This window comes from Agromyces ramosus, from assembly GCF_030817175.1.
Lineage (GTDB): Bacteria > Actinomycetota > Actinomycetes > Actinomycetales > Microbacteriaceae > Agromyces > Agromyces ramosus_A.
This window is the reverse complement of record NZ_JAUSYY010000001.1, coordinates 1,480,281-1,506,513: the sequence shown is the minus strand read 5'-3', so window position 1 is coordinate 1,506,513 and position 26,233 is coordinate 1,480,281. Positions and strand designations below refer to the sequence as shown.

At 70.8% G+C, this 26,233-nt stretch carries 24 protein-coding genes and 2 pseudogenes; 15 read left to right on the top strand and 11 right to left on the bottom strand.

Going from position 1 to position 26,233, the window contains the following annotated elements; genetic code table 11:
* The first annotated feature begins 14 nt into the window (after positions 1 to 14).
* Genes cofC through QFZ26_RS07050 form a run of 3 tightly spaced genes read left to right on the top strand, consistent with a single transcriptional unit; the run spans position 15 to position 2,203 of the window.
* Positions 15 to 632 (top strand): 2-phospho-L-lactate guanylyltransferase, encoded by a 618-nt coding sequence (gene cofC, locus QFZ26_RS07060; protein WP_307040586.1) that lies wholly within the window; start codon positions 15 to 17, stop codon positions 630 to 632.
* 33 nt (positions 633 to 665) lie between these two features.
* Positions 666 to 1,682 carry a glucose-6-phosphate dehydrogenase (coenzyme-F420) gene (fgd, locus tag QFZ26_RS07055; RefSeq protein ID WP_307040584.1) on the top strand — a complete coding sequence of 339 codons (1,017 nt, stop codon included), beginning with the start codon at positions 666 to 668 and terminating at the stop codon, positions 1,680 to 1,682.
* Positions 1,679 to 2,203 (top strand): GNAT family N-acetyltransferase, encoded by a 525-nt coding sequence (locus QFZ26_RS07050; protein ID WP_373460693.1) that lies wholly within the window; start codon positions 1,679 to 1,681, stop codon positions 2,201 to 2,203. Before fgd ends, QFZ26_RS07050 begins: the two co-directional genes overlap by 4 nt.
* A 39-nt stretch (positions 2,204 to 2,242) precedes the next feature.
* Here QFZ26_RS07050 and QFZ26_RS07045 read toward each other — a convergent pair whose 3' ends face one another.
* From QFZ26_RS07045 to QFZ26_RS18845, 3 genes and pseudogenes are all read right to left on the bottom strand, one after another.
* Complete coding sequence (locus QFZ26_RS07045) at positions 2,243 to 2,542, bottom strand: hypothetical protein (protein ID WP_307040581.1); 300 nt, start codon at positions 2,540 to 2,542, stop codon at positions 2,243 to 2,245.
* A 378-nt stretch (positions 2,543 to 2,920) separates the two neighbouring features.
* A complete protein-coding gene (locus QFZ26_RS07040) occupies positions 2,921 to 3,571 on the bottom strand; it encodes an NmrA family NAD(P)-binding protein (protein ID WP_307044972.1) in 651 nt (216 codons plus the stop codon).
* Positions 3,559 to 3,798, bottom strand: a pseudogene (locus QFZ26_RS18845) (NmrA family NAD(P)-binding protein); the annotation flags it as partial. The gene QFZ26_RS07040 and the pseudogene QFZ26_RS18845, both read right to left, overlap by 13 nt.
* 115 nt (positions 3,799 to 3,913) lie before the next feature.
* Here QFZ26_RS18845 and QFZ26_RS07035 point away from each other — a divergent pair.
* On the top strand, positions 3,914 to 4,396 hold the full coding sequence (locus QFZ26_RS07035) for a MarR family winged helix-turn-helix transcriptional regulator (RefSeq protein WP_307040578.1): 483 nt from the start codon (positions 3,914 to 3,916) through the stop codon (positions 4,394 to 4,396).
* Between the two features lie 137 nt (positions 4,397 to 4,533).
* On the opposite strand, the gene ggt is transcribed toward QFZ26_RS07035, so the two are convergent.
* The gene (ggt, locus tag QFZ26_RS07030) at positions 4,534 to 6,429 is read right to left on the bottom strand and encodes a gamma-glutamyltransferase (RefSeq protein WP_307040576.1); all 1,896 of its coding nucleotides are present in this window, start codon (positions 6,427 to 6,429) and stop codon (positions 4,534 to 4,536) included.
* Between the two features lie 148 nt (positions 6,430 to 6,577).
* Between ggt and QFZ26_RS07025 the strand changes: the two genes are divergently transcribed.
* The 3 genes from QFZ26_RS07025 to QFZ26_RS07015 are packed head-to-tail and all read left to right on the top strand — an operon-like array spanning position 6,578 to position 9,703.
* Positions 6,578 to 7,810, top strand: a complete 1,233-nt coding sequence (locus tag QFZ26_RS07025) for a LolA family protein (protein WP_307040574.1) — start codon at positions 6,578 to 6,580, stop codon at positions 7,808 to 7,810.
* A 14-nt stretch (positions 7,811 to 7,824) separates the two neighbouring features.
* Complete coding sequence (locus tag QFZ26_RS07020) at positions 7,825 to 8,841, top strand: ABC transporter ATP-binding protein (protein ID WP_307040572.1); 1,017 nt, start codon at positions 7,825 to 7,827, stop codon at positions 8,839 to 8,841.
* Positions 8,831 to 9,703: an ABC transporter permease gene (locus tag QFZ26_RS07015; protein WP_373460692.1), complete on the top strand. Its 873-nt coding sequence runs from the start codon at positions 8,831 to 8,833 to the stop codon at positions 9,701 to 9,703. Before QFZ26_RS07020 ends, QFZ26_RS07015 begins: the two co-directional genes overlap by 11 nt.
* On the opposite strand, the gene QFZ26_RS07010 is transcribed toward QFZ26_RS07015, so the two are convergent.
* The 5 genes and pseudogenes from QFZ26_RS07010 to cofD form a co-directional block, all read right to left on the bottom strand.
* Complete coding sequence (locus QFZ26_RS07010; protein ID WP_307040570.1) at positions 9,681 to 10,208, bottom strand: hypothetical protein; 528 nt, start codon at positions 10,206 to 10,208, stop codon at positions 9,681 to 9,683. The two genes, QFZ26_RS07015 and QFZ26_RS07010, sit on opposite strands and share 23 nt — an antisense overlap.
* Positions 10,209 to 10,521: 313 nt before the next feature.
* A pseudogene (locus tag QFZ26_RS07005) lies at positions 10,522 to 11,133 on the bottom strand (ABC transporter ATP-binding protein); the annotation flags it as partial.
* Positions 11,130 to 12,089: a putative F420-0 ABC transporter permease subunit gene (locus QFZ26_RS07000; protein WP_307044968.1), complete on the bottom strand. Its 960-nt coding sequence runs from the start codon at positions 12,087 to 12,089 to the stop codon at positions 11,130 to 11,132. The gene QFZ26_RS07000 and the pseudogene QFZ26_RS07005, both read right to left, overlap by 4 nt.
* Positions 12,090 to 12,280: 191 nt before the next feature.
* On the bottom strand, positions 12,281 to 13,300 hold the full coding sequence (locus tag QFZ26_RS06995; protein WP_307040566.1) for a putative F420-0 ABC transporter substrate-binding protein: 1,020 nt from the start codon (positions 13,298 to 13,300) through the stop codon (positions 12,281 to 12,283).
* Positions 13,301 to 13,402: 102 nt separating this feature from the next.
* Positions 13,403 to 14,422: a 2-phospho-L-lactate transferase gene (cofD, locus tag QFZ26_RS06990; RefSeq protein ID WP_307040564.1), complete on the bottom strand. Its 1,020-nt coding sequence runs from the start codon at positions 14,420 to 14,422 to the stop codon at positions 13,403 to 13,405.
* A 100-nt stretch (positions 14,423 to 14,522) separates the two neighbouring features.
* Here cofD and QFZ26_RS06985 point away from each other — a divergent pair, with 100 nt between their 5' ends.
* Positions 14,523 to 14,657: a hypothetical protein gene (locus QFZ26_RS06985; protein WP_307040562.1), complete on the top strand. Its 135-nt coding sequence runs from the start codon at positions 14,523 to 14,525 to the stop codon at positions 14,655 to 14,657.
* 56 nt (positions 14,658 to 14,713) lie between these two features.
* On the opposite strand, the gene QFZ26_RS06980 is transcribed toward QFZ26_RS06985, so the two are convergent.
* On the bottom strand, positions 14,714 to 16,108 hold the full coding sequence (locus QFZ26_RS06980) for an HNH endonuclease signature motif containing protein (protein WP_307040560.1): 1,395 nt from the start codon (positions 16,106 to 16,108) through the stop codon (positions 14,714 to 14,716).
* Between the two features lie 218 nt (positions 16,109 to 16,326).
* Between QFZ26_RS06980 and QFZ26_RS06975 the strand changes: the two genes are divergently transcribed.
* Positions 16,327 to 18,465: an elongation factor G gene (locus QFZ26_RS06975; RefSeq protein ID WP_307040558.1), complete on the top strand. Its 2,139-nt coding sequence runs from the start codon at positions 16,327 to 16,329 to the stop codon at positions 18,463 to 18,465.
* Between the two features lie 87 nt (positions 18,466 to 18,552).
* On the opposite strand, the gene QFZ26_RS06970 is transcribed toward QFZ26_RS06975, so the two are convergent.
* Positions 18,553 to 20,007, bottom strand: coding sequence for an aminotransferase class I/II-fold pyridoxal phosphate-dependent enzyme (locus QFZ26_RS06970; protein WP_307040555.1), 1,455 nt, complete (start codon positions 20,005 to 20,007; stop codon positions 18,553 to 18,555).
* Positions 20,008 to 20,177: 170 nt separating this feature from the next.
* Here QFZ26_RS06970 and QFZ26_RS06965 point away from each other — a divergent pair, with 170 nt between their 5' ends.
* From QFZ26_RS06965 to QFZ26_RS06940, 6 genes are read left to right on the top strand one after another with little or no spacing between them, the layout of a single operon-like run.
* A complete protein-coding gene (locus QFZ26_RS06965) occupies positions 20,178 to 21,026 on the top strand; it encodes a nitrilase-related carbon-nitrogen hydrolase (RefSeq protein WP_307040554.1) in 849 nt (282 codons plus the stop codon).
* 25 nt (positions 21,027 to 21,051) lie between these two features.
* Positions 21,052 to 22,488: a dihydropyrimidinase gene (hydA, locus tag QFZ26_RS06960; protein ID WP_307040552.1), complete on the top strand. Its 1,437-nt coding sequence runs from the start codon at positions 21,052 to 21,054 to the stop codon at positions 22,486 to 22,488.
* A 25-nt stretch (positions 22,489 to 22,513) separates the two neighbouring features.
* A complete protein-coding gene (locus QFZ26_RS06955) occupies positions 22,514 to 23,545 on the top strand; it encodes a TIGR03842 family LLM class F420-dependent oxidoreductase (protein WP_307040550.1) in 1,032 nt (343 codons plus the stop codon).
* Between the two features lie 11 nt (positions 23,546 to 23,556).
* Positions 23,557 to 24,537, top strand: a complete 981-nt coding sequence (locus QFZ26_RS06950; RefSeq protein WP_373460691.1) for an ABC transporter permease — start codon at positions 23,557 to 23,559, stop codon at positions 24,535 to 24,537.
* Positions 24,534 to 25,370: an ABC transporter ATP-binding protein gene (locus tag QFZ26_RS06945; protein WP_307040548.1), complete on the top strand. Its 837-nt coding sequence runs from the start codon at positions 24,534 to 24,536 to the stop codon at positions 25,368 to 25,370. The genes QFZ26_RS06950 and QFZ26_RS06945 overlap by 4 nt, the downstream gene beginning before the upstream one ends.
* Positions 25,370 to 26,218, top strand: coding sequence for an ABC transporter permease (locus QFZ26_RS06940; protein ID WP_307040547.1), 849 nt, complete (start codon positions 25,370 to 25,372; stop codon positions 26,216 to 26,218). Before QFZ26_RS06945 ends, QFZ26_RS06940 begins: the two co-directional genes overlap by 1 nt.
* Positions 26,219 to 26,233: the final 15 nt, after the last annotated feature.

The window sequence follows — 26,233 nt, the reverse complement described above, 5'->3', positions numbered from 1 at the left end:
TGCTGCCTCCGGCGGTGCGCTGGAGCGTCGTCATTCCGGTGAAGGGGCCGGCCGAGGCGAAGACCCGGCTCGCCGCGTCGGTGCCGCCCACGACGCGCGTCGAGCTCGCCCGGGCATTCGCGCTCGACACGATCGCCGCGGCGCTCGCCGCCCGGCGCGTGTCGCGGGTCATCGTCGTGGGCGACGACGCGTCGCTCGCGGGCGGCGCCGACTACCTCGCCGAGCCCCAAGAACGCCAGGGCCTGCCCGCCGCCATCCGCCACGGCATCGACCACGCCCGTTCGACGGAGCCGGTCCCCGTCGCCGTGCTCCTCGGCGACCTGCCCGCGCTCACCCCCGACGAGCTCGATGCCGCGCTCGACGCCGCGGTGGGGCATCCGCTCGCCTTCGTGCGCGATGCCGACGGCACCGGCACGACCCTCGCGACCGCGATGGCGGGCATCCGGTTCGAGCCGCGGTTCGGGCTGGACTCGGCGGCGCTGCATGCCGCGGCGGGCTACGTCGAGCTCGAGGCATCCGCCGGCCTGATCCATGATGTCGACACGGTCGACGGCCTCGCCGAGGCACTCGCCCTCGGGGTGGGTCGGCACACCCACGAGGTGGTCGAGCGATCGTCCTTGCGCCCCGGCTGACCCCTCGCGCCTCGGGCGTGAAATGATCGGAACATGACGCTCACACTCGGATACAAGGCCTCCGCCGAGCAGTTCGCTCCGCGCGAGCTGGTCGAGATCGCGGTCGCCGCCGAGGCCAACGGCTTCGAGTCGGTGTTCACGAGCGACCACTTCCAGCCCTGGCGGCACGAGGGCGGCCACGCGCCGTTCTCGCTCACCTGGATCGCCGCCGTGGGCGAGCGCACCTCGACGATCAAGATCGGCACGAGCGTGATGACGCCGACGTTCCGGTACAACCCCGCCGTGCTCGCGCAGGCGTTCGCGAGCCTCGGATGCCTCTACCCCGGCCGCGTCATCGCGGGCTTCGGCACCGGCGAGGCGCTGAACGAGATCGCCACGGGCTTCCGCGGCGCGGGCGAGCAGGAGTGGCCCGAGTTCAAGGAGCGCTTCGCGCGGCTGCGCGAGTCGGTGCGGCTCATGCGCGAGCTCTGGACCGGCGACCGGGTGAACTTCGAGGGCGAGTACTACTCCACCCACGACGCATCGATCTACGATCGGCCCGAGGGCGGCGTGCCGGTCTACATCGCCGCGGGCGGGCCGACCGTCGCGAAGTACGCCGGCCGCGCGGGCAACGGCTTCATCTGCACGTCGGGCAAGGGCATGGAGCTCTACACCGAGCAGCTCATCCCCGCCGTGAAAGCGGGCGTCGAGGCATCCGGCCGCTCGTACGACGACCTCGACCGCATGATCGAGATCAAGCTGTCGTATGACACCGATGCCGCCGCGGCCCTCGAGAACACGCGGTTCTGGTCGCCGCTCTCGCTCACGCCCGAGCAGAAGCACTCCATCACCGACCCCGTCGAGATGGAGCGCGCCGCCGACGCCCTGCCGATCGAGCAGATCGCCAAGCGCTGGATCGTCGGCAGCGACCCCGACGAGGTCATCGCGTCGATCAAGACCTACGTCGACGCCGGGTTCAACCACCTCGTCTTCCACGCCCCCGGCCACGACCAGGCGCGCTTCCAGGAGCTCTTCGCCCGAGACCTCGCGCCCCGGCTCCGCGCGCTGTGAGCCACGCGTGGCCTGAGCTTCCGGTCGACCTCACCCCCGAGGTTCGGATGCGTCGTGCCACGCTGCGCGATGTCGATGCGATCCTCCGGCTGCTCGGCGACGACGCGGTGAGCGCCGGGCGGGGCGACCTGAATCGTCCTGAGGACCGGCCGGCCTACGAGCGCGCGTTCGCCGCGATCGATCGCGATCCGGCGCAGCTCCTGCTCGTCGCGGAGTCCGAGGCCGATGGCGTCATGGGCACGATGCAGCTCACGCTCATCCCCGGCATGGCGCGCCGCGGGGCGATGCGGCTGCAGATCGAGGCCGTGCGGGTGCGCAGCGACCGGCGCTCGGGCGGCATCGGCGGCCGGATGATCCGGTGGGCGATGGATGCCGCGCCCGGCGTTGGCGCGGCGCTCGTGCAGCTCACATCGGATGCCGCGCGCGTGGACGCGCACCGCTTCTACGAGCGACTCGGGTTCGCACCGTCGCACGTCGGATTCAAGTACACGCCGCCGCCGAGTAACACTCTCCGAGGCTGACCGAGACTCGTTGCCCGCGCACCACGAAGCGTCTACTGGTCAGACGGGATGGGTGAACGAGATCGGCTTGCCGGTGGCGTGGGCATAGGCGATCTCCCTGCTCGTGGACTCGCCGATATACCCGCCGGGGTTGACGACCAGAACCCGGTCAGCCAGGTCGATCTTGCGCAGGTGGAGGGCGTCCAGCGCGGTCTTCTGCTCGTTGGTGATCAACTCGTCTGCTTCGCCTGGAGCGACGACGATGACACCTGCGAAGGTCAGATCACGGTTCGCCGCACGCATCTCGTGCACGAACCGGGTAGAGCCGCAGATGCAGACGATCTCAGGTCGGTCGGGCACGGCTCAGTCCTTCGGTCGAACGGCACACCGTCGGTGTGCACGTTGACATCACAGACAGGCACACAGTGTACGCAGCGAGATTGACACCACGCGGCCCCTCGCTGCTCTCACGACCGCTGACCGAAGGTGGCCGGATGAGTCCGCTCGGCGGCCGTAGGCACGTCCGGAAGGGGTCAGGGGATGACGACGAGTTTGCCGACGGTATGGCCACGTCGTCGACGCCAGGTCCGACCTCGATCACGGTGCCGGCTGCGTCGAAACCTGTTCCCATGGGGAATGACGCAGGCCGCGCCGTCCCCATGGCCCCCTGAACGGATTTTCAGATCGATGGATTTCCTGCGGGTCGAAGAGCGCCGCTCGGCGGCTCGCCTCTGACGGTCAGTTCCCGGGAAGTGTGTTGTTGGAGTCGAGCCAGGTCTGGAGAGTCCAGCTGTTCGGGTGAATGCGGCGAACCTCCTGGAGGTCGGCCTGGTAGGCGGGGGTCTCAGCGAACCAGCGGAACATGGCCTGCAAGTCCTCCTGACCATCGAGAACGGCGACGGGCAGCGCCTCATAGCGTGCAGGCAAGCCCAACTTCTCACCGTGCACTGCGGCGATCTCGCTGCCGGTGAGCTCGTCGCCGGCGATCTCGATGACCTCCGGCACGGCCTCCGGGTCGAGGAGAGCAGCGGCGGCGATGATGCCGACGTCGCGAACGGCGATCATCTGCAGCTTGATGCCGTCGGGGATGGGCAGGCGCACCACGAGGGCACCGTCTTCCAGCGACGGGCCCATCCAGGTGAAGTTCTCGACGAAGAACACCGGACGGACGATGGTCCTGTGGAGCCCAAGGGTGGCGAGGTGCTGCTCGACGAGGTACTTCGAGTGGAAGTGCGGGACGCCGGAGTCGCGCTCGGCGCCGCCGACGGAGTTGAAGACGACGTGGGGCACCTTCGCGGCAGCCGCGGCGTCTGCCAGGGCGATGCCCTGCTTGGTCTCGCCGACGGTGTCGGCGTCTGCATTCCGCCAGGAGGGGTTGTCATGAACCAGAAGGCGTCGACTCCCCGGAGAGCAGCCTCAAGAGACTGGGAGTCGTCGACGTCGACTCGGACCAGATCGACACCGCGCTCAGCGAGAGCTCGGGCCTTGTCGGAGTCGGGGTTGCGGAGGAGGGCGCGAACGTGGGCGCCTGCTGCGAGGAGGGCGTCGGTGACCGCCCCTCCCTGGCTCCCGGTGGCGGCGAAGACGGCGATCGTCTTGACGGTTTCCGCATTCATGATTAACTCCTTCTAATCGTCAGGGCTTTCGAATCAGCCGGCTGACGGCCCCAAGCATTAGTCGGCTAATGATCTCAAGCATTAGTCGGCTAATGATTATTCCCAGAGGAGCGCGATGAGTCTGCAAGACACCTCTCCCGAGTCGATCGGGCTCGACGGCGAGCTGATCAGCTCGCTGATTCCTGCAGTCGCGAAAGCTCACCGGAAGCTCGCCGGCTCGCTTCTGCAAGACCTGGGGCTGGCGGCAGGTCAGCAGTTCGTGCTGATGCTGCTCTGGAACGAGTCGCCGCAGGCCCAAGCCGACCTGACCAGGCAGCTGATGGTCGAACCCCCGACGACGGCGAAGATGCTGGCTCGCCTCGAGAGCGCCGGCTTCATTGCGCGAGAGCGGTCAGCGACAGACCGGCGGGTGGTACTGGTATCCCTGACTCCTGCAGGGCGCGCCCTGCAGGAGCCAGTCAATGAGGTGTGGCACCGGCTGGAAGAGCTGACGACGAACGGACTGAGCCCTGCGGAGCAGGACCAGCTCCGAGTTCTCTTGACTCGGGTCGCAGGCTCGATCGCAACTGGGTCCACCAAGCTGCCCGTCGAGGAGTGACGGCTCGAGACTGAATCTCGCAGAACACGCGGCCGGCCCATTCGGAACGTCGCCTCGCGATCCGCGGGTTCGCCGGGGGCGCCACCCTGTCGATGGCCACCCTCGTTCGCCTCCGAAATTTCGCTAGCTGGGCCGCGTCAGGGGGCCGGCTCGACCACGAGTCCGGTGCCGCCACCGCGGCGCACCGGCTCGGCGACCGCCGTCATGAGTCCGCTCGCGTCGACCTCGATCGCCGCTGCCGCCCCGATCTCGGAGGCCGAGGTGCCCGGCGCGGCAACCGCGGTGAGGCTTTGGCCGTACGGCGCGAGGTCGTCGGCATAGGCCGCGATGAAGGCCGCCTCGGCCGGGGTCGTGATGGCCCCGGGGGTCGTGGTCGAGTTGCGCTGCGACGCGCGCGGCGCCGCCACCGCTTCGGGCAGGGTCATCCCGAGGTCGATGCGGTTCATGAGGATCTGGACGACCGTCGTGATGATCGTCGCCCCGCCCGGCGAGCCGAGCACGTACCGCACCTCGCCGCCGTCGAGCACGATGGTGGGCGACATCGACGAGCGCGGACGCTTGCCCGGTTCGACGGTGTTCGGGTCGGCCGGGTTCGGCACGAAGTTGAAGTCGGTCAGCTCGTTGTTCAGCAGGAAGCCGCGGTCGGGCACGGTCATCGCGGAGCCGCCGGTCGACTCGATCGTCAGCGTGTACGCGACCGCGTTGCCCCACTGGTCGACGACCGAAAGGTGCGTCGTCGAGAGGTTCTCGGCGCCCTCGGCCGCATCGAGCGCGACCGCGTCGCACCCGGCCGCGTCGAGCGCGCCAGCGGGAACCGGCTTCGGCGACGCCTGCAGCGGGTTGATCGTGCAGTTGCGTGCGTCGGCGAAGTCCTGGCTGAGCAGGATCTCGGTCGGAACGTCGACGAACGCCGGGTCGCCGACATACGCGTTGCGGTCGGCGAACGCGCGAGCGGTCGACTCGAAGAACAGGTGCAGGGCCTGCCCGGTCTCGGCCGACGCGAGGTCGTGGTTCTCGAGGATGTTCAGCGACTCGCCGACGGTGGTGCCGCCCGACGAGGACGGGGCGATGCCGTAGACGTCGAGGCCGCGGTACTCCACGTGCGTCGGCGCCTGCTCGAGCACCTCGTATGCCGCGAGGTCGTCGGTCGTCATGAAGCCCGGCATCGCGGGCAGTGACGAGACCGCGCGGTCGATGCGCGGCTCCTGCACGATGTCGGCCATCTCGGCTGCGAGCTCACCCTCGTAGAATGCGTCGGTGCCCCGCAGCGCGATGAGCCGCAGCGTTCGGGCGAGGTCGAGGTTCTTGAAGATCGACCCGACCTCTGGTGCTTCACCGCCCGGGAGGAACAGCTCGGCGGTGTCGGGGAACGCGCGGAACCGGGCCTCGTTGTCGAGGGTCTGCTTGCGGAACGTCTCGTCGACGGTGAACCCTCTCGTGGCGAGCAGCGTGGCGGGCTTGAGCATGTCGCGCAGCGACTCGGTGCCGAACCGGTCGAGCGCCGCCTCCCAGGTCGCGAGCGTGCCCGGCACCCCGACCGACAGGCCGGATGACACGGCGTTCGCGAACGGGTACGGCGTGCCGGTCGCGGGGTCGATGAACGCGTCGGTCGGCATGCCCGCGGGCGCCGTCTCGCGTCCGTCGATCGTGGTCACCTCACCGGTCGTGGCGTCGAAGTAGACGAAGTACCCGCCGCCGCCGATGCCGGCGCTGTACGGCTCGGTCACGCCGAGTGCGGCGGCCGTGGCCACCGCGGCGTCGACCGCGTTGCCGCCGTCGCGGAGGACCTCGAGGCCGACGGCGCTCGCCGAGGCATCGACGGATGACACCGCCCCGCCGGTGCCGACGGAGGTCGACGGCGCCGGTGGTGTCGGTCGCCCCATCGCAACGGTCATCGCCCCTTGTGGCGGGGTGAGCGATGGCGATGAGGCGGACGCGGGCGCGGCGGTCGCGACCGCTCCGGCGGCGAGCACGCCGGCGAGAACGAGAGCGGCGCGGCGGAGCGCGGAGCGGCGACGGACGACGTTGACCATGAGAGCCCCCTCGAAATGGGTACAACCTGCCGGTGCACCCACGCTAGCCCCGGGCGGTCCCGGCGGCAACGGTCGGGCGGCAGCCGGCGATCCTGAGTGTTCCCCACCGATCGGGTCCCGGGGTGCTCGACCGGCGTACCCTGAATTCATGCGCGCCCCGGACTCCCGGGCGTCCCGCAGGCTCAGCCGCTGGATCCCCGCAATCGCCGCACCGATCGCGATCGGCGTGGCTGTCGTGCTCGTGCCGATGCAGGCGAACGCCGCCGTCGACCTGCCCGATCTCACACCGGCCGAGCTCCTCGAGTTCGCCGCTTCGAGCGACGTCGAGGCGCTCTCGGGCACGATCGAGCAACGCTCCGAACTCGGCCTCCCCGACCTCTCGGGCCTGACCGGCGCCATGGGCGGTGGTGGCACCGTCGGTGCGGAGAGCGACGACTTCGGTCACGGCGGCGAGGGCGGGGCATCCGCCACCGATCTCGACGACCTGATCTCGCTCGCCACCGGTGCGCACACCGCCCGCGTGTACCTCGACGACTCGAACGCACGCCTGCAGGTGCTCGATCGCCTCGCCGAGCGCGACGTCTACCTCTCCGACGAGGGCGCCTGGCTCTACGACTCCGCCGAGCGGGCCGCGACGCACGTCACCGTCGACGAGGCCGCGCTCGACGCGTTCGAGGCCGAAGCCGAGGCGCACGCCGACGAGGCGAGGCAGCGACTCGAGGCCGAACTCGGCACGCCGTTGCCGACGCCGGAACAGGTGCTCGACGACGCGCTCGCGAAGCTCGACGAGACGACCGAGGTGTCGGTGGGCACCGACGGCCGAGTCGCCGGACGCGAGGTCTACGAGCTCGTGCTCGAGCCGCGTGACACCGACACCCTCGTCGGCGACATCACGGTCGCAATCGACGGCGAGACGGGGGTCGCGCTCGCGGCATCCGTCACCGCTCGCGGCGCCGACGAGCCGGCGTTCAGCGTCGCGTTCACCGACGTCTCGTTCGAGGCACCGGATGCCTCGGTGTTCGAGTTCACCCCGCCCGAGGGCACCGAGGTGACCGAACACGTCGTGCCGATACCGACCGTGGCCGAGCTCGAGCAGTGGCAGGCCGCCGCCGGCTCAGCCGACGATGCAGGCGCGGGGATGCCTCGTCCGATCGTGCATGGCGAGGGCTGGTCGGCCGTGGTCGAGCTGCCGGTGGGCGCGGCGGGCGCCGCAGGCCTCGGCGCGGAGGCATCCGCGATGCTCGAGACGCTCACCGAGCCCGTCGACGGCGGACGCATCCTCTCGACCTCGCTCGTCACCGTGCTCCTCACCGATGACGGCCGTGTGCTCGCCGGCGCGGTGCCCCCCGATCGGCTGCTCGCCGTCGCGAGCGGGAACTGACCGGGCGCCCCCGCGTGCCCGAACTCGCGATCGAGACGCACGGCCTCACCAAGCGCTTCCGTTCGCAGCTCGCCGTCGACGGCCTCGACCTCGCGGTGCCGCGGGGCGCCGTGTTCGGCTTCCTCGGGCCGAACGGGTCGGGCAAGACGACGACGATCCGGATGCTCCTCGGCCTCGTCGCGGCGACCGCGGGTGACGCCCGTCTGCTCGGCGCCGAGATGCCCCGGCACGTCGACACCGTGCTGCCGCGCGTCGGCGCACTCGTGGAGGGACCCGCGTTCTCGCCGTACCTGTCGGGCACGGCGAACCTGCGGCGCTTCGACGCCGCCGACCGGCACGCGCCCCGGGGCTCCCGCGCCACTCGGGTCGCCGATGCGCTCGAGCGGGTGGGTCTCTCGCACGCCGCCGAGAAGAAGGTGCATGCCTACTCGCTCGGCATGAAGCAGCGGCTCGGACTCGCGAACGCCCTGCTCATGCGGCGCGAGCTCCTCGTGCTCGACGAGCCGACCAACGGGCTCGACCCGCAGGGCACGCGCGAGGTGCGGTCGCTCATCCGCTCGCTCGCCGACGATGGCACGACCGTGTTCGTGTCGAGTCACCTGCTCGCCGAGGTCGACCAGGTGTGCTCGCACGTCGGGGTGATGAGCGCCGGGCGCCTCGTGGCGCAGGGCACGCTCGACGAGTTCCGCGGGGGCGGCGAGACGCGCGTGCTGGTGCGCACGCCCGATGCGGATCGTGCCCGAGAGGTGCTGGCGCGGTTGGGGCTCGAGCTGGGCCATGGACTCGACGATGGTGCTGCAGCCGGCGGCATCCGGTCGATGACGGATGCCGCGGGCGACGCGCTCGTCTCCGCAGCGCTCGATGCCCCCGGCTCGTCGGGCTCGTCGGGCGACGCGGCACCGGCTCCCGAGGCGATCGTCGCCGCGCTCGTGGCGGCCGGGGTGCGCGTGCGTGGCTTCGAGCTCGAGCGCGCGAGCCTCGAGCAGCGGTTCGTCGAGCTCACGGGCGAGGGGTTCGACGTTGTCCAGTGAGGCGGCGGCGGGGGTCGCGACCGAGGCGCCCCGCGCCTCCTCGCGTGGCGGCACGCTGTCGCTCTTCGGCTCCGAGGTGCTCACGCTCTTCCGACGGCGGCGCACCTGGGCGCTGCTCGGCGCGCTCGCGCTCATCCCCATCCTCATCGCCGTGGCCGTTCGGCTCGCGGGCGGCCCTGAGAGCGGGGGCGGTCCGCCGTTCCTCAGCCAGATCACCGACAACGGGCTCTTCGTCGGGGTCACCGCGATCCTCGTCGCGATGCCGCTCTTCCTGCCCCTCACGATCGGTGTCGTCGCCGGCGACACCATCGCCGGTGAGGCGAGCCACGGAACGCTGCGCTACCTGCTCATCGCACCGGCCGGACGCATCCGCCTGCTGATCGTGAAGTACGCGGCCGTGGCCGTCTTCAGCGGCGCCGCCACCCTGACCGTGGTCGTCGTCGGCACGCTCATCGGCTGGGCGCTGTTCCCGATCGGCCCCGTCACGCTCCTCTCGGGAACGACCGTGAGCGTCGGCGACGGCCTCCTGCGCTTCCTCGCGATCGCCGCGTACGTCACCGTCTCGCTGCTCGGCATGTCGGCGATCGGGCTCTTCCTCTCGACGCTCACGACGGTGCCCGTCGGGGCGATGGCCGCCACGGCGATCCTCGCGGTCGTGTCGCAGATCATGGGTGCGCTGCCACAGCTCGACTGGCTGCACCCGTGGCTCTTCACCACCTACTGGCTCGGCTTCGGCGATCTCCTGCGCGACCCTGCCGTGTGGGACTCGTTCGCCGACAACGCGCTGCTGCAGGGCGGCTACGTCGTCGTGTTCGGCGCGCTCGCCGTCGGACGGTTCCTCACGAAGGACGTGCTGTCGTGACGGATGCCGCAGCCGCGCGCCGCTCGCCGAAGCTCGGCGGCAGCTTGCACAGGTCGTAGAAGTACCGTTTCGGGGCCGACTCGTCGGTCGCGTCGACGACCACGTTCACGGACGCGTGCGGCAGCTCGTCGCCGGCGAGGATCCAGACCGTGAAGTGCCAGATGCCGCGCACCGACTGGTTCAGCAGCCGGCGGCCGTCGACCACGAGCACCGTGTCGTCGTGCTCGGCGCCGGGCAGCGTGCGAGCGCGGAACGGCTCCACAGTGGCCGAGCGCAGCGTCCGCTCGTCGACGTCGCCGAGCGACTGACGCAGGACGGGTTGGCCGTGGTCGGAGAGCGCGGCGGCCAGGTCGTCGGCGAACCGGGTGGCCGCTTCGTCGGTCGCGCCCTCGACCGCGAGCAGTCGCCGTCCGCCGGGAGAGTTGTGCAGGAACTCGCGGGCGATCGAGTCGAGCAGCTCCCGGCGCGACTCGCTCAGCTCGTGCACCTCATGCAGCTCGTTCATGCGTTCAAGGCTACGCCTCGGTCGTGCCGCCCGGCCCGGCAGCGGCTGCAGCACCGACACCGGCGCCGTCGCCGTCGCCGTCGCCGACGCCGACGACGGCGACGGGAGCCGCACGCGATATCGGCCCGCTCGCGACATCCGAGAACGCGATGATCGGGCGTCCGCTGTCGGGATGCTCCAGCACGATCGCCTCGACACCCCACACCGCGCGGATGAGCTCGGGCGTGAGCACGGCGCGCGGCTCGCCGGCGGCGACCACCCGACCGCCGTCGAGCACGATGACGTGATCGGCGTAGCCCGCCGCGAGTGACAGGTCGTGCAGGGCGGCGAGCACCGTGAGCCCGCCGTGCGCGAGTTCGCGGAGGAGGCGCAGCATCGAGAGCTGCGCGCGGATGTCGAGGTGGTTCGTCGGCTCGTCGAGCAGCAGCAACTCGGGCTCCTGCGCGAGCGCCCGGGCGAGGTTCACGCGCTGGCGCTCCCCGCCGGACAGGGTCGCGTACTCGCGGTCGGCGAACTCGACGAGCCCGGCGTCCTCCAGGCAGCGGCGCACGATCGCCCGGTCGAGCTCGCCCGCCGCGGCGAAGGCGCCGAGGTGCGGGGTGCGGCCGAGGGCGACGACCTCCGCGACGCGCAGGCCCGGGGCGTCGTGCACGTCCTGCTCGGCGAGCGCGATCACTCGCGCCCGATCGCGTCGGCGCAGGGCGGTGAGGTCGCGCTCGCCGAAACGCACAGCTCCGGCATCCGCTCGCTCGATGCCCGCGATGAGGTGCAGGAGCGTGCTCTTGCCGGCGCCGTTCGGGCCGAGGAGTGCACCGACATGCCCGGCGGGCACGGTGCAGTCGATGTCGTCGATGATGAGCCGTGCCGAGCGCGTGAAGCGCACACGCTCGGCGCGCAGTGCCTCGTTCGGGCCGGCGGGGGTCATGACAGGCTCCGGTTCCGCAGCATGATGACGGCGAACACCGGCCCGCCGATGAGGGCGGTGATGATGCCGACCGGCAGCTCGCGCGGGTCGAACAGTGTGCGGGCCGCGGTGTCGGCCCAGATGAGGAAGATCGCGCCGGCGAGCGCCGACAGCGGCAGCAGTGCGCGGTGACGCGCGCCCACGATGAGCCGCACCGCGTGCGGCAGGATCAGGCCGACGAAGCCGATCGCACCGCTCACCGCGACGAGCGCGCCCGTGAGCAGCGCCGTACCGGTGAGCAGCAGCGCGCGGCTCCGGACCACGTGCACGCCGAGCGCCGCCGCCGCGGTGTCGCCGAACGCGAACGCGTCGAGGGTCCTCGCGCTCGCGAGCAGCGGCAGCCCGATCACGATGACGGCACCGCCCGCGATCGCGACCGACCACCAATCGGTGCCGGCGAGCGACCCGAGCAGCCAGTTCAGGATCTCCCGGTAGCTGTCACCCGTGGCGCTCCAGAAGATGACGAGACTCGTCACCGCCCCGAAGACCGACGACACGGCGAGCCCCGCGAGCACCGTGCGCGTCGGCGTGAGCGCGCCTGCGGCGTTCGCGAGGGCGAGCGTCGCGGCAAGGGCGATCAGGGCGCCCGCGAACGCGGCGAACGGGAGCAGCAGGCCCACGCCGAGCACGATCACGACGACCGCGCCGACCGACGCGCCCGACGAGAGCCCGAGCAGGTACGGGTCGGCGAGCGGGTTGCGCGTGAGGGCCTGCATGACGGCGCCGCAGAGCGCGAGGCCCGCGCCGACCGCGGCAGCGGTGAGCACTCGAGGCATCCGCAGCTCCCAGACGATGCCGTCGCGCAGCGGTGTGAGCGTCGGTTCGCCGATGCCGAGGTGCGCGAGGATGCTCGCCCACACGTCGGCCGCGCTGAGGCCGGCCGGCCCGATGGTGACGGCGACGATGACGGATGCCATGAGCAGCACGCCGAGCCCGATGGCCCACGCACCCGTGCGGACGCCGCCGCCCTCCGTCGTGCGCCGGTCGGCGTCGCCCTCCCCGGCTGCCGCCGCCGAACGCGTCACATTGCGCCGGCTCGGGCCGGATTCGGCGCCCGAACGGCGGGATGCGCGCTCGTCGATCTCGGGGTGCGGCGGCGGCAGCGGCATCAGGACCCGAGCCCCCCGAGCTGCTCGACGATCGACGCCACCGCATCGACGTTGCGCACGCCCGCCTCGGTCGCCGGGAAGTCCACGACGACGTAGCGCTGCTGCTGCACGGCGGGCAGCGCCGACGTCGCGGAGTTCGACTCGAGCTGCTCGATCTTGTGCTCTGCGGTGTTCCACGCGGCGTCGACGAGCACGATGACGTCGGGGTTCGCGGCGACGATCGCCTCCCATCCCATCGACGTCCACGTGTCGTCGACGTCGGCGGCGATGTTCTCGAGACCCGCGGCCTCCATGATCATCTGCGGTGCCCCGATGCCCGCGCCGACGAACGGGGTGTCGTCGCCCGAGCTGTACCAGAGGGCGGTGAGGCCGTCGTCGCTCGGCTCGATCGCGTCGAGCGCCGCCCGCTGCGACGCCACGAGCTCGGTCGCGGCATCCGGAACGCCGAAGATCGCGCCCGCCTCCTCGAACTCGCGGAACACCTCGTCGAAGGTGAGGGGGTTCGGCATGTACCCCTCGCCCTTGCAGGCCGCCGGTGCGACGTAGCTCGCGACGCCGAGCTTGTCGAGCGTATCGCGGTCGCCGGCGCCTTCGGCGGTGAGGTTCGACTCCCAGCCGGCGAACACGAGGTCGGGCTCGGCGGCGAGGGTGACCTCCTGTGAAGGCACCTTGTCGGAGAGCACCTCGAGGTCGGATGCCGCTTCGGCGAACTCGTCGGGCACCGGCCCGTCGCTGAACGCGCTGCCGATCACGCGATCTCCGACGCCGAGCGCGAGCATGAGCTCGAGCGTCGACGACTTGATCGTGACGACCCGCTCGGGGGCCGATTCGAACGTCACCTCGGTGCCGCAGTTGTCGATCGTCAGCGGGAATCCGGATGCCGCACCGGTGGTCGTGGCGTCGGCGTCGTGTTTCTCGGCGGCGCTGCCGCTCGCGCACCCGGCGAACAGCAGTGCCGCGATCGGCACGGCGACGGCGAGGGCGACAGTCGTGACGCGGCGGGAACGGCGAATGGGCATGGAGCCTCCGGGATGGCGTGCAAGCGATGATCCGACCAGGTCGGGGACTCGCGGCCCAATCCCGGGCCACACGCACCGGTCAGATCCAGACCGGTGGGTCAGTCACATCCTATGCCCGCCACGCCACTCCGCGCCGAGATCGATGGCCGCGCCGGCGAGGGCGGCGGAGGTGCCGAGGTCACGCATCCAGAGGGGCACGGATGCCACGAGCAAACCGGATGCCTCGAGTGCGGGCACCGATGCGGCATCCGTCTCGTCGACGAGCCAGGCGTCGAGCACGCCACCGGTCGCGCGCGCCCCGTAGTGCCGCCCGACGGCTGCGGCGCTCGTCTCGACGCCGATGGCGGGGAGGCACGCGTCGGCCATGCCGCGCACGACCTTGCCCCCGATGATCGGAGAGATGCCGACGACCGGTGCCGGCGTCTCGGCGATCGCCTCGCGGATGCCCGGGATCGCAAGGATCGTGCCGATCGACACGACCGGGTTCGACGGCGCGACGAGGACGAGGTCGGCGCCGGTGATCGCCTCGGCGACGCCATTCGCGGGTCGCGCCACCTCGATGTTCCGCTGCCGGAATGCGACCGCCGGCAGGGCTGCGCGATGTCGGGTCCACCACTCCTGGAAGTGCATCTCCCGCGTGCTGCCGGGCGCGTCGGCGTCGGTCACCTCGACGTAGGTGTCGACCTCGGTGTCGGTTGCAGGGAGCAGCCGCACGCCGAGCGGCCAGCGCGTCTGCAGGCGGGTGGCGACCTCGGACAGGGAGGCCCCTTCGCGCAACCATGCCGTTCGGGCGAGGTGCGTGCCGAGATCGAGGTCGCCGAGCGTGAACCACGGCCAGCCGACACCCCACTCGCGCAGCTCCGCCGCGACGCGCTCGGTCTCGCCGGCTCGGCCCCAGCCCCGCTCGGTGTCGTTGACCCCGGCGAGCGAGTACAACAGCGAGTCGAAGTCGGGCATCAGCCGCACCCCGGCGAGCCAGATGTCGTCGCCGGTGTTCACGACGACGGTGACGGATGCCTCGGTGCCGCCCATGCCGTCGGGCCAGCGCCGAGCGCACTCCTCACGCACGCCGCGCACGAAGCGCGACCCTCCGACGCCGCCCGCGAGCACTGTGATCTGCACCCTGCAAACCTATTCGCACGCCGGGGCCACCTCGCCGGTTGTACCCCGAATCGAACTCACGCTTGTGCCCCGAACTGGAGGGGTGCAGCGCGGGATCGCCGTGGCACCGGCACCGGCAGCGGCCTCGCCTCGACGGCGCTCCCTGCCGCCGACGGTCATCGCCGCGCTGCTGCTCTTCGCCGGAGCCGCCGCGCTGCGATTCGCCAAGCGGCGCGTCGCGGCACGTGCGCGGTAACGACACGGCCTCGTCGTGCACGACGACGCCCGACCCATCCCGCACCATCACGAGCATCAGGCGGCGCCCACCTGGGGTGCGGGCAGGGCGAATCGCGCCCGCCCGCCGAGTCGCGGCACCTGCTGCGGGTCGATGTGCGGCGGTGGGATGAACCACACCTCGCCGCGCTCGACCCGGATGCTCCACGCCTCGCGATGCACGGAATGGTGGCAGAAGCTGCACAGCATCACGCCGTTGGCCAGGTCCGTCGGCCCGGCGTCTCGCTCCCACCAGTCGATGTGGTGTGCCTCGACGTAGCCGATGTTCTGACCGCACGACGAGCAGCCGCCATCGCGTTCGGCGAGCGCGAGGCGCTGCGCGCGTGAGAAGAGTCTGGCTGCTCGCCCGAGATCGAGCGGCAGGCTGTCGCCGCCGAAGACCGCCGGGATGACGTCGGCATCGGCGGCCATGCGCCGGGCCGTAGCGGCCGAGATCGGCTGGTCGATGCCGTCGATGCGCGCATGACCGACGCCATCGACGAGCGTCTCGAGGTGCATGCGAACCACGACGGTCGTCTTCGCGAGCGGGGTGAGCGTCTGCGTGCACCCGAGCGTGTGGCGAGCGAGCGCCGCGAGCGCATCGGCCTGCAGCTGCGGAATCGATCGTGGGTCGTCGATGACCGGCGCCCCCTCGCCGGGAGCATTGCGCCGACGCCGCAGCACATCGCTGACGAGCGCCTCGATGGCGGCCTTCACGGGCGCTGCGGTCTCGGGGTCGAGGTGGGCGGAGAGATGCACCATGCCGTTGCCGTCTTCGCGCATCGTGAGTGAACGCCCGTGACGGAGTTCTTCTTCGCGGGGCTCGACACCGTCGTGATCGAGTCGGGCCTCGGCTTCGCGCACGCCGCGCATGAGGGTCTCGAGCGGTACTCGGTTGGCCAGGCCGACGAGCACGGACTCGGCGACATCCGCCTGCCGTGGATCGGTGCGGACCGCCACGCGGTCGAGCATCGAGGTGATCGCGGATGCCGCGTCGACGCTGATCTCGGCCGCGCGCAGTGCGGCGGCGACATGCGGACGCCGCGAGGGGAGTCGCTCGCCGCCGAATGACTGCCGTTCGGCGGTGGCGGTGCCGACGGCGATCAGCCGCGCCGCCTCGTGGCGGGATGCGCCGGTCGACGCTGCGATGAGTCGCACTGGATTGTGGAATCCGTGCGTCTTCGCGAGACCCTGATCGCCGAACTCGCTCCCCGAACGCTTCGCCACCTCGGCGGAGACGCGAGCGAGCAGCGCGTCGGCGTCGCGTCGCACCTGGGCGAGCAGGTCGGTGACTCGAACGAGACCGCCGTCGGGCATCTGCTCGACCTCGAGTTGCGCCTCACCCTCGATCGCGCCGATGGCGGGCATCGAGCTGATCCACGCACCCCGCAACGCCTCGAGATCTCGCTCGAGCGGCTGCAGGGGATGTTCCATGTTTCGATCCTGCACCCATCCACCGACATTCGATCGCAGCGAATCGGCCCCTGATCTGCCCTTTTCCTGTGGACAACTCGAGCAGGAATGCGCCTGTGGAGGACGAGTCGAACGAAGGTCGAGCGAGATCGCCGCGGCATCCGACCAGCATCCTCTGGCGTTCGCGGCCCGTCGGGTCCACGATGGACGAACGGATGGGCACCGGCGCGGGAGGCTCCATGACCTCGAACTCGAACTCGACTCCGAACTCGACCTCGAATTCGACGCCGCACTCGAAACCGACACCGACTCCGCGAACCATCGCGCTCGTGGGCGGCACCGGTTCGGGCAAGACGACGCTGGCCGAGGCGCTGCTGCATCGCGCGGGCGCCATCCCGAGAGCCGGCGACGTCGGGCACGGCACCACGGTGTGCGACCACGAGCCCGAGGAGATCGCGCGGGGCACGACGCTCTGGCTCTCGCCTGCGCATCTCGACTGGACCGGGCCCGACGGCGAGAAGCATGCCGTGACCCTCGTCGACACGCCTGGGCATCCGGACTTCGTGGGCGGCGTCGACACGGCGCTGTCGATGGCGGATGTCGCGGTCATGGTCGTGAGCGCAGTCGACGGCGTCACCCCGGGCACGCGGTTCGCCTGGGCGGCCGCAGAGGCGGCAGGGGTTCCGCGCATCGTCGTGGTGACGCAGGAGGACAAGGCCCGCGCCGACTTCCGCCGGGTGATGGACGAGCTTCGCGAGGTATTCGGCAGCCACCTGTGGGCGGTCGAGCTCCCGCTCGGCGAGGAGCAGGCGTTCCGCTCGATCGCCGACGTGTTCAGCGAGCTGGCACTCGTCTACGACGAGGCGGGCGGCCATCACGACGAGCCGCTCCCGCCCGAGGCGGAAGCCGAGGAGCACCGCATGCACCTCGACCTGACCGAGGAGATCGTCTCGCACGACGACGGGCAGCTCGAGGCGTACCTCGAAGGCACGGAGCCGCCGGCCCGCGAACTCGAGCGGACCTTCGCCAAGGAGATCGCCTTGGGCCACGCAGTGCCCGTGCTCGTCTGCTCGGGCCTGACGGGCACCGGCGTCGATCGCGTCGCCGACCTGCTGTGCGCATTGGCGCCGTCGGCCCTCGGCCACGACGGGCGCATCGTGGTCGGCGGCTCGACGCACCAGAAGGGCGGCAACGGCGACGGTGACGCGGGCACCGAGGTGGCCGTGGCCACGAATCCCGGAGGCGAACCGCTCGTGCACGTCTTCCGTACCGTGGCGGACCCGTTCGTCGGACAGGTCTCGATGTTCAAGGTCCTCTCGGGCGTGGTGCGCACGGGTGACAAGCTGCGCAATGCCACCACCGGCGCGGACGAGCGGATCCACGGGCTGTTCCGGCTCTGCGGAGCCGAGCACCTGCCGGTCGCCGAGCTGTCGGCCGGCGACGTGGGCGCTGCCGCCAAGCTGACGGGATCGCCATCCGGCTCGCTGCTGTGGGCGCGAACCAACGGCGTCGCGCGCCCGGCGCCGCTGCCGAAGCGAGCGGCGGTGTTCGCGGTGAGCCTCGAGCCGGCGACGCAGTCCGACGATGAGAAGCTGTCGGTCGCGCTCGCGCGCCTCGTCGCCGAGGATCCCACGCTCGTCATCGACCGCACCGGCGGCGCCACGATCCTGCGCGGCCTCGGCGACACGCACGTCGCCGTCGCGGTCGAGCGACTGGCGCGGGTGTTCGGCGTGCACGTGACGACAGGCCCGGCGCCGGTGCCGTACCGCGAGACCATCGCCCGGCCGGTGCAGGCGGAGGGCAAGCTCAAGAAGCAGTCGGGCGGCCACGGGCAGTTCGCCGTCGTGCAGCTGCGCGTCTCACCGCTTCCGCTCGGCGGCGGCTTCGAGTTCGTCGACAAGGTGGCAGGAGGCGCGGTACCGCGGGCGTACATCCCCGCAGTCGAGAAGGGGGCACGCGACGCGCTCGCCGCCGGGGGGCCGCAGGGGCATCCGGTCGTCGATGTGCGCGTCGAGCTCTACGACGGCAAGGCGCACTCGGTGGACTCGTCGGAGATGGCCTTCCGCACGGCCGGGTCGATCGGGGTCAAGGCGGCGCTCGCCGAGGCCGGCACCGTGCTGCTCGAGCCCGTGTCGATGGCGACCGTCACCGTGCCGGCCGACTTGCTGGGTACGGTGCTGACCGACCTGTCGGGCCGTCGCGGGCACGTGACCGCGACGGAGACGATGGACGACGGTCGCGCCCGGGTGGTGGCGAGCGTGCCCGAGGCGGAGCTCGCACGGTACGTGCTCGACCTTCGGTCGATGACCGGCGGGCAGGCCGAGCTGACGGTCACGCCCGACCGGTACGCGAAGGCGCCGACCGCGGCCAAGGCCTGAGCGCCGCGAAGCGCAAGGTCGCGCCACGAACGCCGAGCGCGCCCCGAACCGCGACCGCGCCGCGAGCAGCGGCCGAACGAGCCGCCCTCAGTACCCGCCCGCCGCGAGATGATGCGCCGCCGAGGCGAGCGCATCGGCGACCTCGTCGGTGCCCTCGCGCACCATGCCGACGGTGACGCGCACGAACTCGCCCGCCGGGTGGGCCCGTGAGCCGTACGGGGCATCCGCTCCATTCGAGGCAGCGAGGAACGGCGTGCCGGCAGCGACCCGGATGCCGGCCGCCGCGAGTTGCACGAGGGCCGAGCGCTCGCTGAGCACGGGCATCCAGAGGTTGACCCCGTCGGCCGGGGCGACGGGGACGCCGCGTGCCCGGAGGGCGTCGCCGAGTGCGCGCTGGCGCGTGTAGTACTGGCGGCGGGCCTCGGCCACGGCATCGATGGAGGTCCCCTCGGTGAGCAGGTCGAGGAGGATCGTCTGCAGCATCCGCGAAGTCCAGCCGGGACCGAGCATGCGCCGGGCGACCACGCGATCGATGAGATCGCGGGGTCCGCCGATCGCGGCGATGCGCAGGTCTGGGCCGTGCGACTTCGAGAAGCTGCGCACGTGCACGACCCGGCCGGGGAGCGAGGTGCCGAGCGTGACGTCGCCCTCGGTGGAGATCAGGCCCGAGTGGTCGTCTTCGATGACGACGAGGTCGTCGACCCGCGACGCCGAGCGGATGACGCGCGTGAGCTCCGAGGCGCGCGACGCGGTCATCGATGCGCCCGTCGGGTTCTGCGCACGCGGCTGCAGCAGGATCGCGACGGGGCGCCGGTGGAGCGCCTGCGCGAGGACGTCGGGGCGCATGCCGTGCTCGTCGAGTGCGACCGGCACAGCCTCGGCGCCGAGCAGGTCGAGCAGGTCGAGGAACGGCGGGAAGCCGGGACTCTCGACGACGACCCGATCGCCGTAGCGCACGACCTGGTCGAGGGTGCGTGAGATCGCGTCGAGGGCGCCGTCGACGACCATGATCGTCTCGGCGTCCGACGGCCACGAGCGGGCCAGCACCGCGGCGAGGCCCGGGATCACCGGCTCGGCCTGGTAGCTGCCGGTCTCGGCGCGTGCCGAGACCCGCGAGAGCGCCGGGCCGAGCGCCGGCAGCAGCAGCGGGTCGGGAGTGCCGCGCGAGAGGTCGAGCCGCACGGGATCGTTCGGCGCGGCCATGCCGCGCATACGCGGCGCGAGCCGGCCGGGCCGCGTGCCGCGCACGAAGCTCCCCGCGCGACCGCGCGACTCGATGAGGCCGGCGCGGGCCAGGGCCTGCCACGCCTGGCTGATGGTGGCGGGGCTGACGCCGAGCGACCCGGCGAGCTCACGCACCGTGGGCAGTCGGCTGCCGGCGGGCAGATCGCCCGTGTTGACGAGCCGGGCGATGACCCCGGCGATGCCGCGCGGGGTCGTGTCGGGGAACTCGGCGAGCGCGGCCAGTGCGGAGACATCGACACGAAGCGCCTCGACACGAACGGTATCGACGCGACCGTCGTTCACTCGGGCACCAGCCACATCAAAACCTGACACGACCATTGCCTCCTCACGAAGCAAGGGACAAGATATGTAACCACAGCGTCACACCGTGAAACACAAGAGAAATGTTCACGCCGAACAATAACAGAACGGGTCGCAACGCTCGTCCCGGTTCTGCAGCATCCGTCGGCACCGACTCAGGAGGCAACATGACGATCGTCCGAGCGGCCATCACGCAGACGACCTGGACCGGCGACAAGGAGTCGATGATCCAGAAGCACGAGCAGTTCGCGCGCCAGGCGAAGGAGCAGGGCGCCGAGGTCATCTGCTTCCAGGAACTCTTCTACGGGCCGTACTTCGGCATCACCGAAGACGTGAAGTACTACGACTACGCCGAGCCGGCCGATGGCCCCATCGTGCAGCGCTTCGCCGCGCTCGCGAAGGAGCTCGGCATGGTGATGATCCTCCCGATCTACGAGGAGGAGCAGCCCGGCGTCTACTACAACACCGCCGTCGTCGTCGACGCCGACGGCACCATCCTCGGCTCGTACCGCAAGCACCACATCCCGAACCTCGACAAGTTCTGGGAGAAGTTCTACTTCCGTCCCGGCAACCTCGGCTATCCCGTGTTCCAGACAGCCGTCGGCCCGGTCGGCGTCTACATCTGCTACGACCGGCACTTCCCCGAGGGCTGGCGCGAGCTCGGCCTGAACGGCGCGCAGATCGTCTTCAACCCGAACGCGACCAAGCCGGGCCTCTCGAACCGCCTCTGGGAGATCGAGCAGCCCGCTGCCGCGGCCGCGAACGGCTACTTCGTAGCCGCCGCCAACCGGGTGGGCCTCGAAGACAACGAGTACGGCGAGCTCGCGGTGAACTTCTACGGCAAGAGCCAGTTCGTCGACCCGCAGGGCAACATCGTGGGCGGCTACGGCTCCGAGACCGATGAAGAGGTGGTCGTGCGCGACCTCGACCTCGACATGATCCGCAACGTGCGCAACGCGTGGCAGTTCTACCGCGACCGCCGGCCCGACTCCTACACGTCCATCCCGAAGCCGTAACGCCAGCGACGCGAAGGAGCGAACCATGGCGACCACCCTCATCACCGGCGGCACCGTCGTGAGCGCGACGGGCCGGGCAGCGGCCGACGTGCTCGTCGACGGCGAGACGATCCGGGCCGTGCTGGAGCCGGGCAGTCCGCTGCTGGGCACGGATGTCGCGGCATCCGTCGACCGGGTCATCGACGCGTCGGGCAAGTACGTCATCCCCGGCGGCATCGACGCGCACACGCACATGCAGCTGCCGTTCGGCGGCACCGAGGCATCCGACACCTTCGAGACCGGCACGCGGGCGGCCGCATGGGGCGGCACGACCTCGATCATCGACTTCGCCGTGCAGACCTACGGGCAGAAGATCCAAGACGGGCTCGCGGCCTGGCACGAGAAGGCCGCGGGCAACTGCGCGATCGACTACGGCTTCCACCAGATCGTGGGCGACGTCAACGACGAGTCCCTCGCGGCGATGCGAAAGCTGCCCGACGAGGGCATCTCGAGTTTCAAGCTCTTCATGGCCTACCCGGGTGTCTTCTATTCGGATGACGCGCAGATCCTCAAGGCCATGCAGGTCTCGCGCGACACCGGCATGCTCACGATGATGCACGCCGAGAACGGTCCGGCCATCGACGTGCTCGCGCAGCAGCTCGTCGACCAGGGCAACACCGACCCGTACTACCACGGCATCGCCCGTGCCTGGGAGATGGAGGAGGAGGCCACCCACCGCGCGATCATGCTCGCGAAGCTCACGGGCGCGCCGCTCTACGTCGTGCACGTGTCGGCGAAGCAGGCCGTCGAGCAGCTGGCCTGGGCGCGCGACAAGGGCCAGAACGTCTACGGCGAGACCTGTCCGCAGTACCTCTACCTCTCACTCGAAGATCAGCTCGGGGCTTCCAGCGAGAAATGGGGCCACTTCGAGGGCGCGAAGTGGGTCTGCTCCACGCCGCTGCGCTCCCGCGAGGAGGGCCATCAGCACTCGATGTGGCAGGCACTGCGCACGAACGACCTGCAGATGGTCTCGACCGACCACTGCCCGTTCTGCATGAAGGACCAGAAGGAGCTCGGCATGGGCGACTTCCGCAAGATCCCGAACGGCATCGGCTCGATCGAGCATCGCATGGACCTCATGTACCAGGGCGTCGTCACCGGCGAGATCACCCTCGAACGCTGGGTCGAGCTCACGAGCACGACCCCCGCGCGGATGTTCGGACTGTACGGGCAGAAGGGCGTCATCCAGCCCGGCGCCGACGCCGACATCGTCGTGTACGACCCGAACGGACACACCTCGATCGGGCTCGACAAGACCCACCACATGAACATGGACTACTCCGCGTGGGAGGGCTACGAGATCGACGGTCACGTCGACACCGTGCTCTCTCGCGGCAAGGTCGTGGTCGACGACAACGCCTACCTCGGCACCAAGGGCGACGGCCGCTTCCTCAAGCGCGGCCTGAGCACGTATCTCATCTGAGCACCGCCTTCACCTAGGGAGCACCATGGAATTCGGAGCGGTACTCCAGACCAACCCGCCCGCGTCGCGAACCGTCCAGCTCGCGAAGCTCGCCGAGGTGCACGGGTTCACGCACGTGTGGACGTTCGACTCGCACATCCTCTGGCAGGAGCCGTACGTCATCTACAGCCAGATCCTCGCGCAGACGCAGCGCATCAAGGTCGGTCCCTTCGTCACCAACCCCGCCACGCGCGACTGGACGGTTACAGCATCGGTGTTCGCGACGCTCAACGAGATGTTCGGCAACCGCACGGTGTGCGGCATCGGACGCGGCGACTCGGCGGTGCGCGTCACGAACGGCAAGCCCACCACGATGACCGAGCTGCGCGAGTCGATCCACGTGATCCGCGAGCTCGCGAACTCCCGACCGGTGGAGTACCACGGCTCGACGATCCAGTTCCCCTGGAGCCGCGGCTCGGAGCTCGAGGTATGGGTGGCCGCCTACGGCCCGATGGCATTGCGGGTCGCCGGGGAGGTGGGCGACGGGTTCATCCTGCAGCTCGCCGACCTCGACATCGCGGCCTGGATGATCAAGACCGTGCGGGAGGCCGCCGAGAAGGCCGGACGCGACCCGAAGTCGGTGAAGTTCTGCGTCGCCGCCCCGATGTACATCGGCGACGACTGGGAGCACATGCGCGACCAGTGCCGCTGGTTCGGCGGCATGGTGGGCAACCACGTCGCCGACATCGTCGCGAAGTACGGCACGGGGTCATCGAACTCTGCCGGCACGGTTCCCGACGCCCTCACCGACTACATCAAGGGCCGCGAGGGCTACGACTACAACGAGCACGGGCGCGCGGGCAACGTGCACACGAGCTTCGTGCCCGACGAGATCGTCGACCGCTTCTGCGTGCTCGGCACCGCCGAGCAGCACGTCGAGAAGCTGAAGGCGCTCGCCGAGCTCGGCGTCGACCAGTTCGCCGGCTACCTCCAGCACGATAACAAGGAGGAGACGCTGCGGGTCTACGGCGAGACCGTGATCCCGGCCCTCTCCGAGCACATCACGGCCAAGGCATGACGGAGGCGGGCGTGCGCGAGGACGTGGTGACGGGCACGGCGAACGGCACGGTGGCGGATGCCGCTGCGTCGGCACCTGCCCGCGACCTCCGCGCGCCCCACCGAGCCGGTCGGGGTCGCGGACGCCGCGAGCTCGCCCGGTGGGGCTGGGGCCTCGCCGGCATCCTCGCGATCGTGCTCATCTGGGAGGGCTACAAGCTGCTCGGCCCGGCCGACGGCGTGGTGATCGGCGACGCGCGTGTGCTCCCGCGCACGACCGACCTCGCGATGCCGCACGTGTGGGACATGCTCACCCGTCTGGCCGAGCCGGTGACCCGCTCGCCATCCGCTCAGCCGCTGTGGGCGGTCGTCGCACTCGGTGCGCTCACCACACTCGGCATCGCAGCGGTCGGATGGCTCGTGGGCGTCATCGTGGGCATCGGCCTCGCGCTCGTGATGCAACGCTGGCGCATCGCCGAGTGGGGCCTCTTCCCGTGGATCGTGCTCAGCCAGACCGTGCCGCTCATCGCGTTCGCCCCCATCGTGAAGAGCTGGGGCTCGCGCGTCGAGATCGGTGCGTTCGAGTGGCAGGACTGGATGTCGGTCGCCCTCATCGCGAGCTACCTCGCGTTCTTCCCGATCGCGATCGGAGCGTTGAAGGGACTGCAGTCGCCCGACCGCATCCATGAAGAGTTGATGCAGACCTACGCGGCGGGCTACTGGCAGACCCTCACGAAGCTGCGATTCCCGGCATCCGTGCCCTATCTCCTGCCCGCGCTGCGGCTCGGCGCGGCGAACGCCGTCATCGGCGCGGTCGTCGCCGAGGTCTCGACCGGGCTGCAGGGCGGCATCGGCCGCATCCTGATCCAGTTCGCGGGCCAGGCATCGGGTGACCCGGCGAAGGCGTGGGGTCCAATCTTCGGGGCGATCGTGCTCGGACTCGTCGCCGCAGGCAGCGTCGCGCTCCTGGGCGTGATCCTCAAGAACTACCGACGAACGGAGGAAGCCGCATGACGGATGCACCATCCGCCACCACGGCGGTCGAGATCAGCGCGGTCGACAAGGTCTTCGAGACCCGCACGGGGCAGGTGCAGGCGCTCGACACCATCGACCTCACGGTCGCCGCGGGCGAGTTCGTCTCGCTCATCGGGCCGAGCGGATGCGGCAAGTCGACGCTCATGCGCCTGGTCGCCGACCTCGACGAGCCGACCGGCGGCAGCGTTACGGTGTTCGGCAAGACGGCGCGGCAGGCGAGGCTCGACCAGGAGTACGGCATCGCGTTCCAGTCGGCCGGGCTCCTGCCGTGGCGCACTGTCGCGGCGAACGTCGCGCTGCCGCTCGAACTGCACGGCGTGGCATCCGGAACCCGCTCGACTCGCGTGGCCGAGTTGCTCGAGATGGTGGGCCTCGCCGACTTCGCCGACCGCTACCCCGACCAGCTCTCGGGCGGCATGCAGCAGCGCGTCGCCATCGCGCGTGCGCTCGCCGAGCAGCCGCGTCTGCTCCTCATGGACGAGCCGTTCGGCGCGCTCGACGAGATGACCCGCGAGAAGATGCAGTCCGACCTCGTGCGCATCTCGGCCGAGACGGGCGCCGCGGTCGTGTTCGTGACGCACTCCATCCCCGAGGCGGTGTTCCTCTCCGACCGGGTCGTCGTCATGTCGCCGCGGCCGGGGCGCATCCGCGAGATCGTGCCGATGCGGCTCGGCGCCGACGCTCGACGCGCCGCCCGCACCGAAGAGCTCCGCGAGGAGCGCGCGTTCTTCGAGATGGTCACCGCGGTGCGCGAGGCGCTGCACAGCGGGTCGCCCGTCGGCACCGGCCCGCGCGGAGTGGAGACGCGCTGATGTCCGCCACCGCCGCCACCGCAGCCACCAGCGCGAAGCGCCCGCGCCCGGGCCGCGGCCGCGGCATGGGCCCCCGCACCGAGACGACGCTGCGCATCGTCGCACCGGTCGCGGTGGGCCTCATCGTGCTCGGCGTCTGGCAGTTCCTCGTGAGCGTCGTCGGCGTCTCCGACTACCTCCTGCCGAGCCCCGCGTCGATCATCGAGGAGCTCATCCTCTACTGGCCGTCGATCGTGCAGGCCACCATGCTCACCGGCACGAACGCGCTCATCGGCCTCGTCGTCGGCTCGATCCTCGGCATCCTGCTCGCCGCACTGGCGTCGCGCTGGCGCGCGATCGACCAGATGAGCGCTCCCGTCGTCGCCTCGCTCGCCGTGATCCCGATCGTCGCGCTCGCGCCCGTGCTCAACTCGATGTTCGGCGCCGACAGCCAGTTCGGCCGGCAGGCCATCGCCGCGCTCGCCTCCTTCGTGCCGGTGTTCATCAACACCCTGCGCGGATTCCGGCAGACGACGCCCGTGCACCGCGACCTCATGAAGGCGTACGCCGCCTCGCCCGGGCAGGTGCTCCGCACGCTGACGCTGCCGACGGCGAGGCCGTTCATCCTCACCGGTATCCGCATCGCCTCATCACTCGCCGTGATCTCGGCCCTCGTCGCCGAGTACTTCGGCGGCCCGCGCGGCGGCCTCGGCAGCCTCATCTCGACCTCGGCCGCCTCGAGCGCCTACGCGCGCGCCTGGGCGTACGTCGTGGCATCCATCGCCCTCGGCCTCTTCTTCTACCTCGTTTGCTTGGCCCTCGAGCGGCTGCTGCAACGCCACACTCCCCAGGCGCGAAGACGCCCCTGACCCCGGCCACCGCGG

What these genes read in the sequence shown, in the direction of transcription:
- QFZ26_RS06955 (WP_307040550.1), top strand. Translation starts at nt 22,514, where the DNA reads ATGGAATTCGGAGCGGTACTCCAGACCAACCCGCCCGCGTCGCGAACC.
- QFZ26_RS06995 (WP_307040566.1), bottom strand. Translation starts at nt 13,300, where the DNA reads ATGCCCATTCGCCGTTCCCGCCGCGTCACGACTGTCGCCCTCGCCGTC.
- ggt (WP_307040576.1), bottom strand. Translation starts at nt 6,429, where the DNA reads ATGGTCAACGTCGTCCGTCGCCGCTCCGCGCTCCGCCGCGCCGCTCTC.
- fgd (WP_307040584.1), top strand. Translation starts at nt 666, where the DNA reads ATGACGCTCACACTCGGATACAAGGCCTCCGCCGAGCAGTTCGCTCCG.
- QFZ26_RS07010 (WP_307040570.1), bottom strand. Translation starts at nt 10,208, where the DNA reads ATGAACGAGCTGCATGAGGTGCACGAGCTGAGCGAGTCGCGCCGGGAG.
- QFZ26_RS06945 (WP_307040548.1), top strand. Translation starts at nt 24,534, where the DNA reads ATGACGGATGCACCATCCGCCACCACGGCGGTCGAGATCAGCGCGGTC.
- QFZ26_RS06965 (WP_307040554.1), top strand. Translation starts at nt 20,178, where the DNA reads ATGACGATCGTCCGAGCGGCCATCACGCAGACGACCTGGACCGGCGAC.
- QFZ26_RS07025 (WP_307040574.1), top strand. Translation starts at nt 6,578, where the DNA reads ATGCGCGCCCCGGACTCCCGGGCGTCCCGCAGGCTCAGCCGCTGGATC.
- QFZ26_RS07000 (WP_307044968.1), bottom strand. Translation starts at nt 12,089, where the DNA reads ATGGCATCCGTCATCGTCGCCGTCACCATCGGGCCGGCCGGCCTCAGC.
- QFZ26_RS07035 (WP_307040578.1), top strand. Translation starts at nt 3,914, where the DNA reads ATGAGTCTGCAAGACACCTCTCCCGAGTCGATCGGGCTCGACGGCGAG.
- QFZ26_RS06975 (WP_307040558.1), top strand. Translation starts at nt 16,327, where the DNA reads ATGACCTCGAACTCGAACTCGACTCCGAACTCGACCTCGAATTCGACG.
- QFZ26_RS06980 (WP_307040560.1), bottom strand. Translation starts at nt 16,108, where the DNA reads ATGGAACATCCCCTGCAGCCGCTCGAGCGAGATCTCGAGGCGTTGCGG.
- QFZ26_RS06940 (WP_307040547.1), top strand. Translation starts at nt 25,370, where the DNA reads ATGTCCGCCACCGCCGCCACCGCAGCCACCAGCGCGAAGCGCCCGCGC.
- hydA (WP_307040552.1), top strand. Translation starts at nt 21,052, where the DNA reads ATGGCGACCACCCTCATCACCGGCGGCACCGTCGTGAGCGCGACGGGC.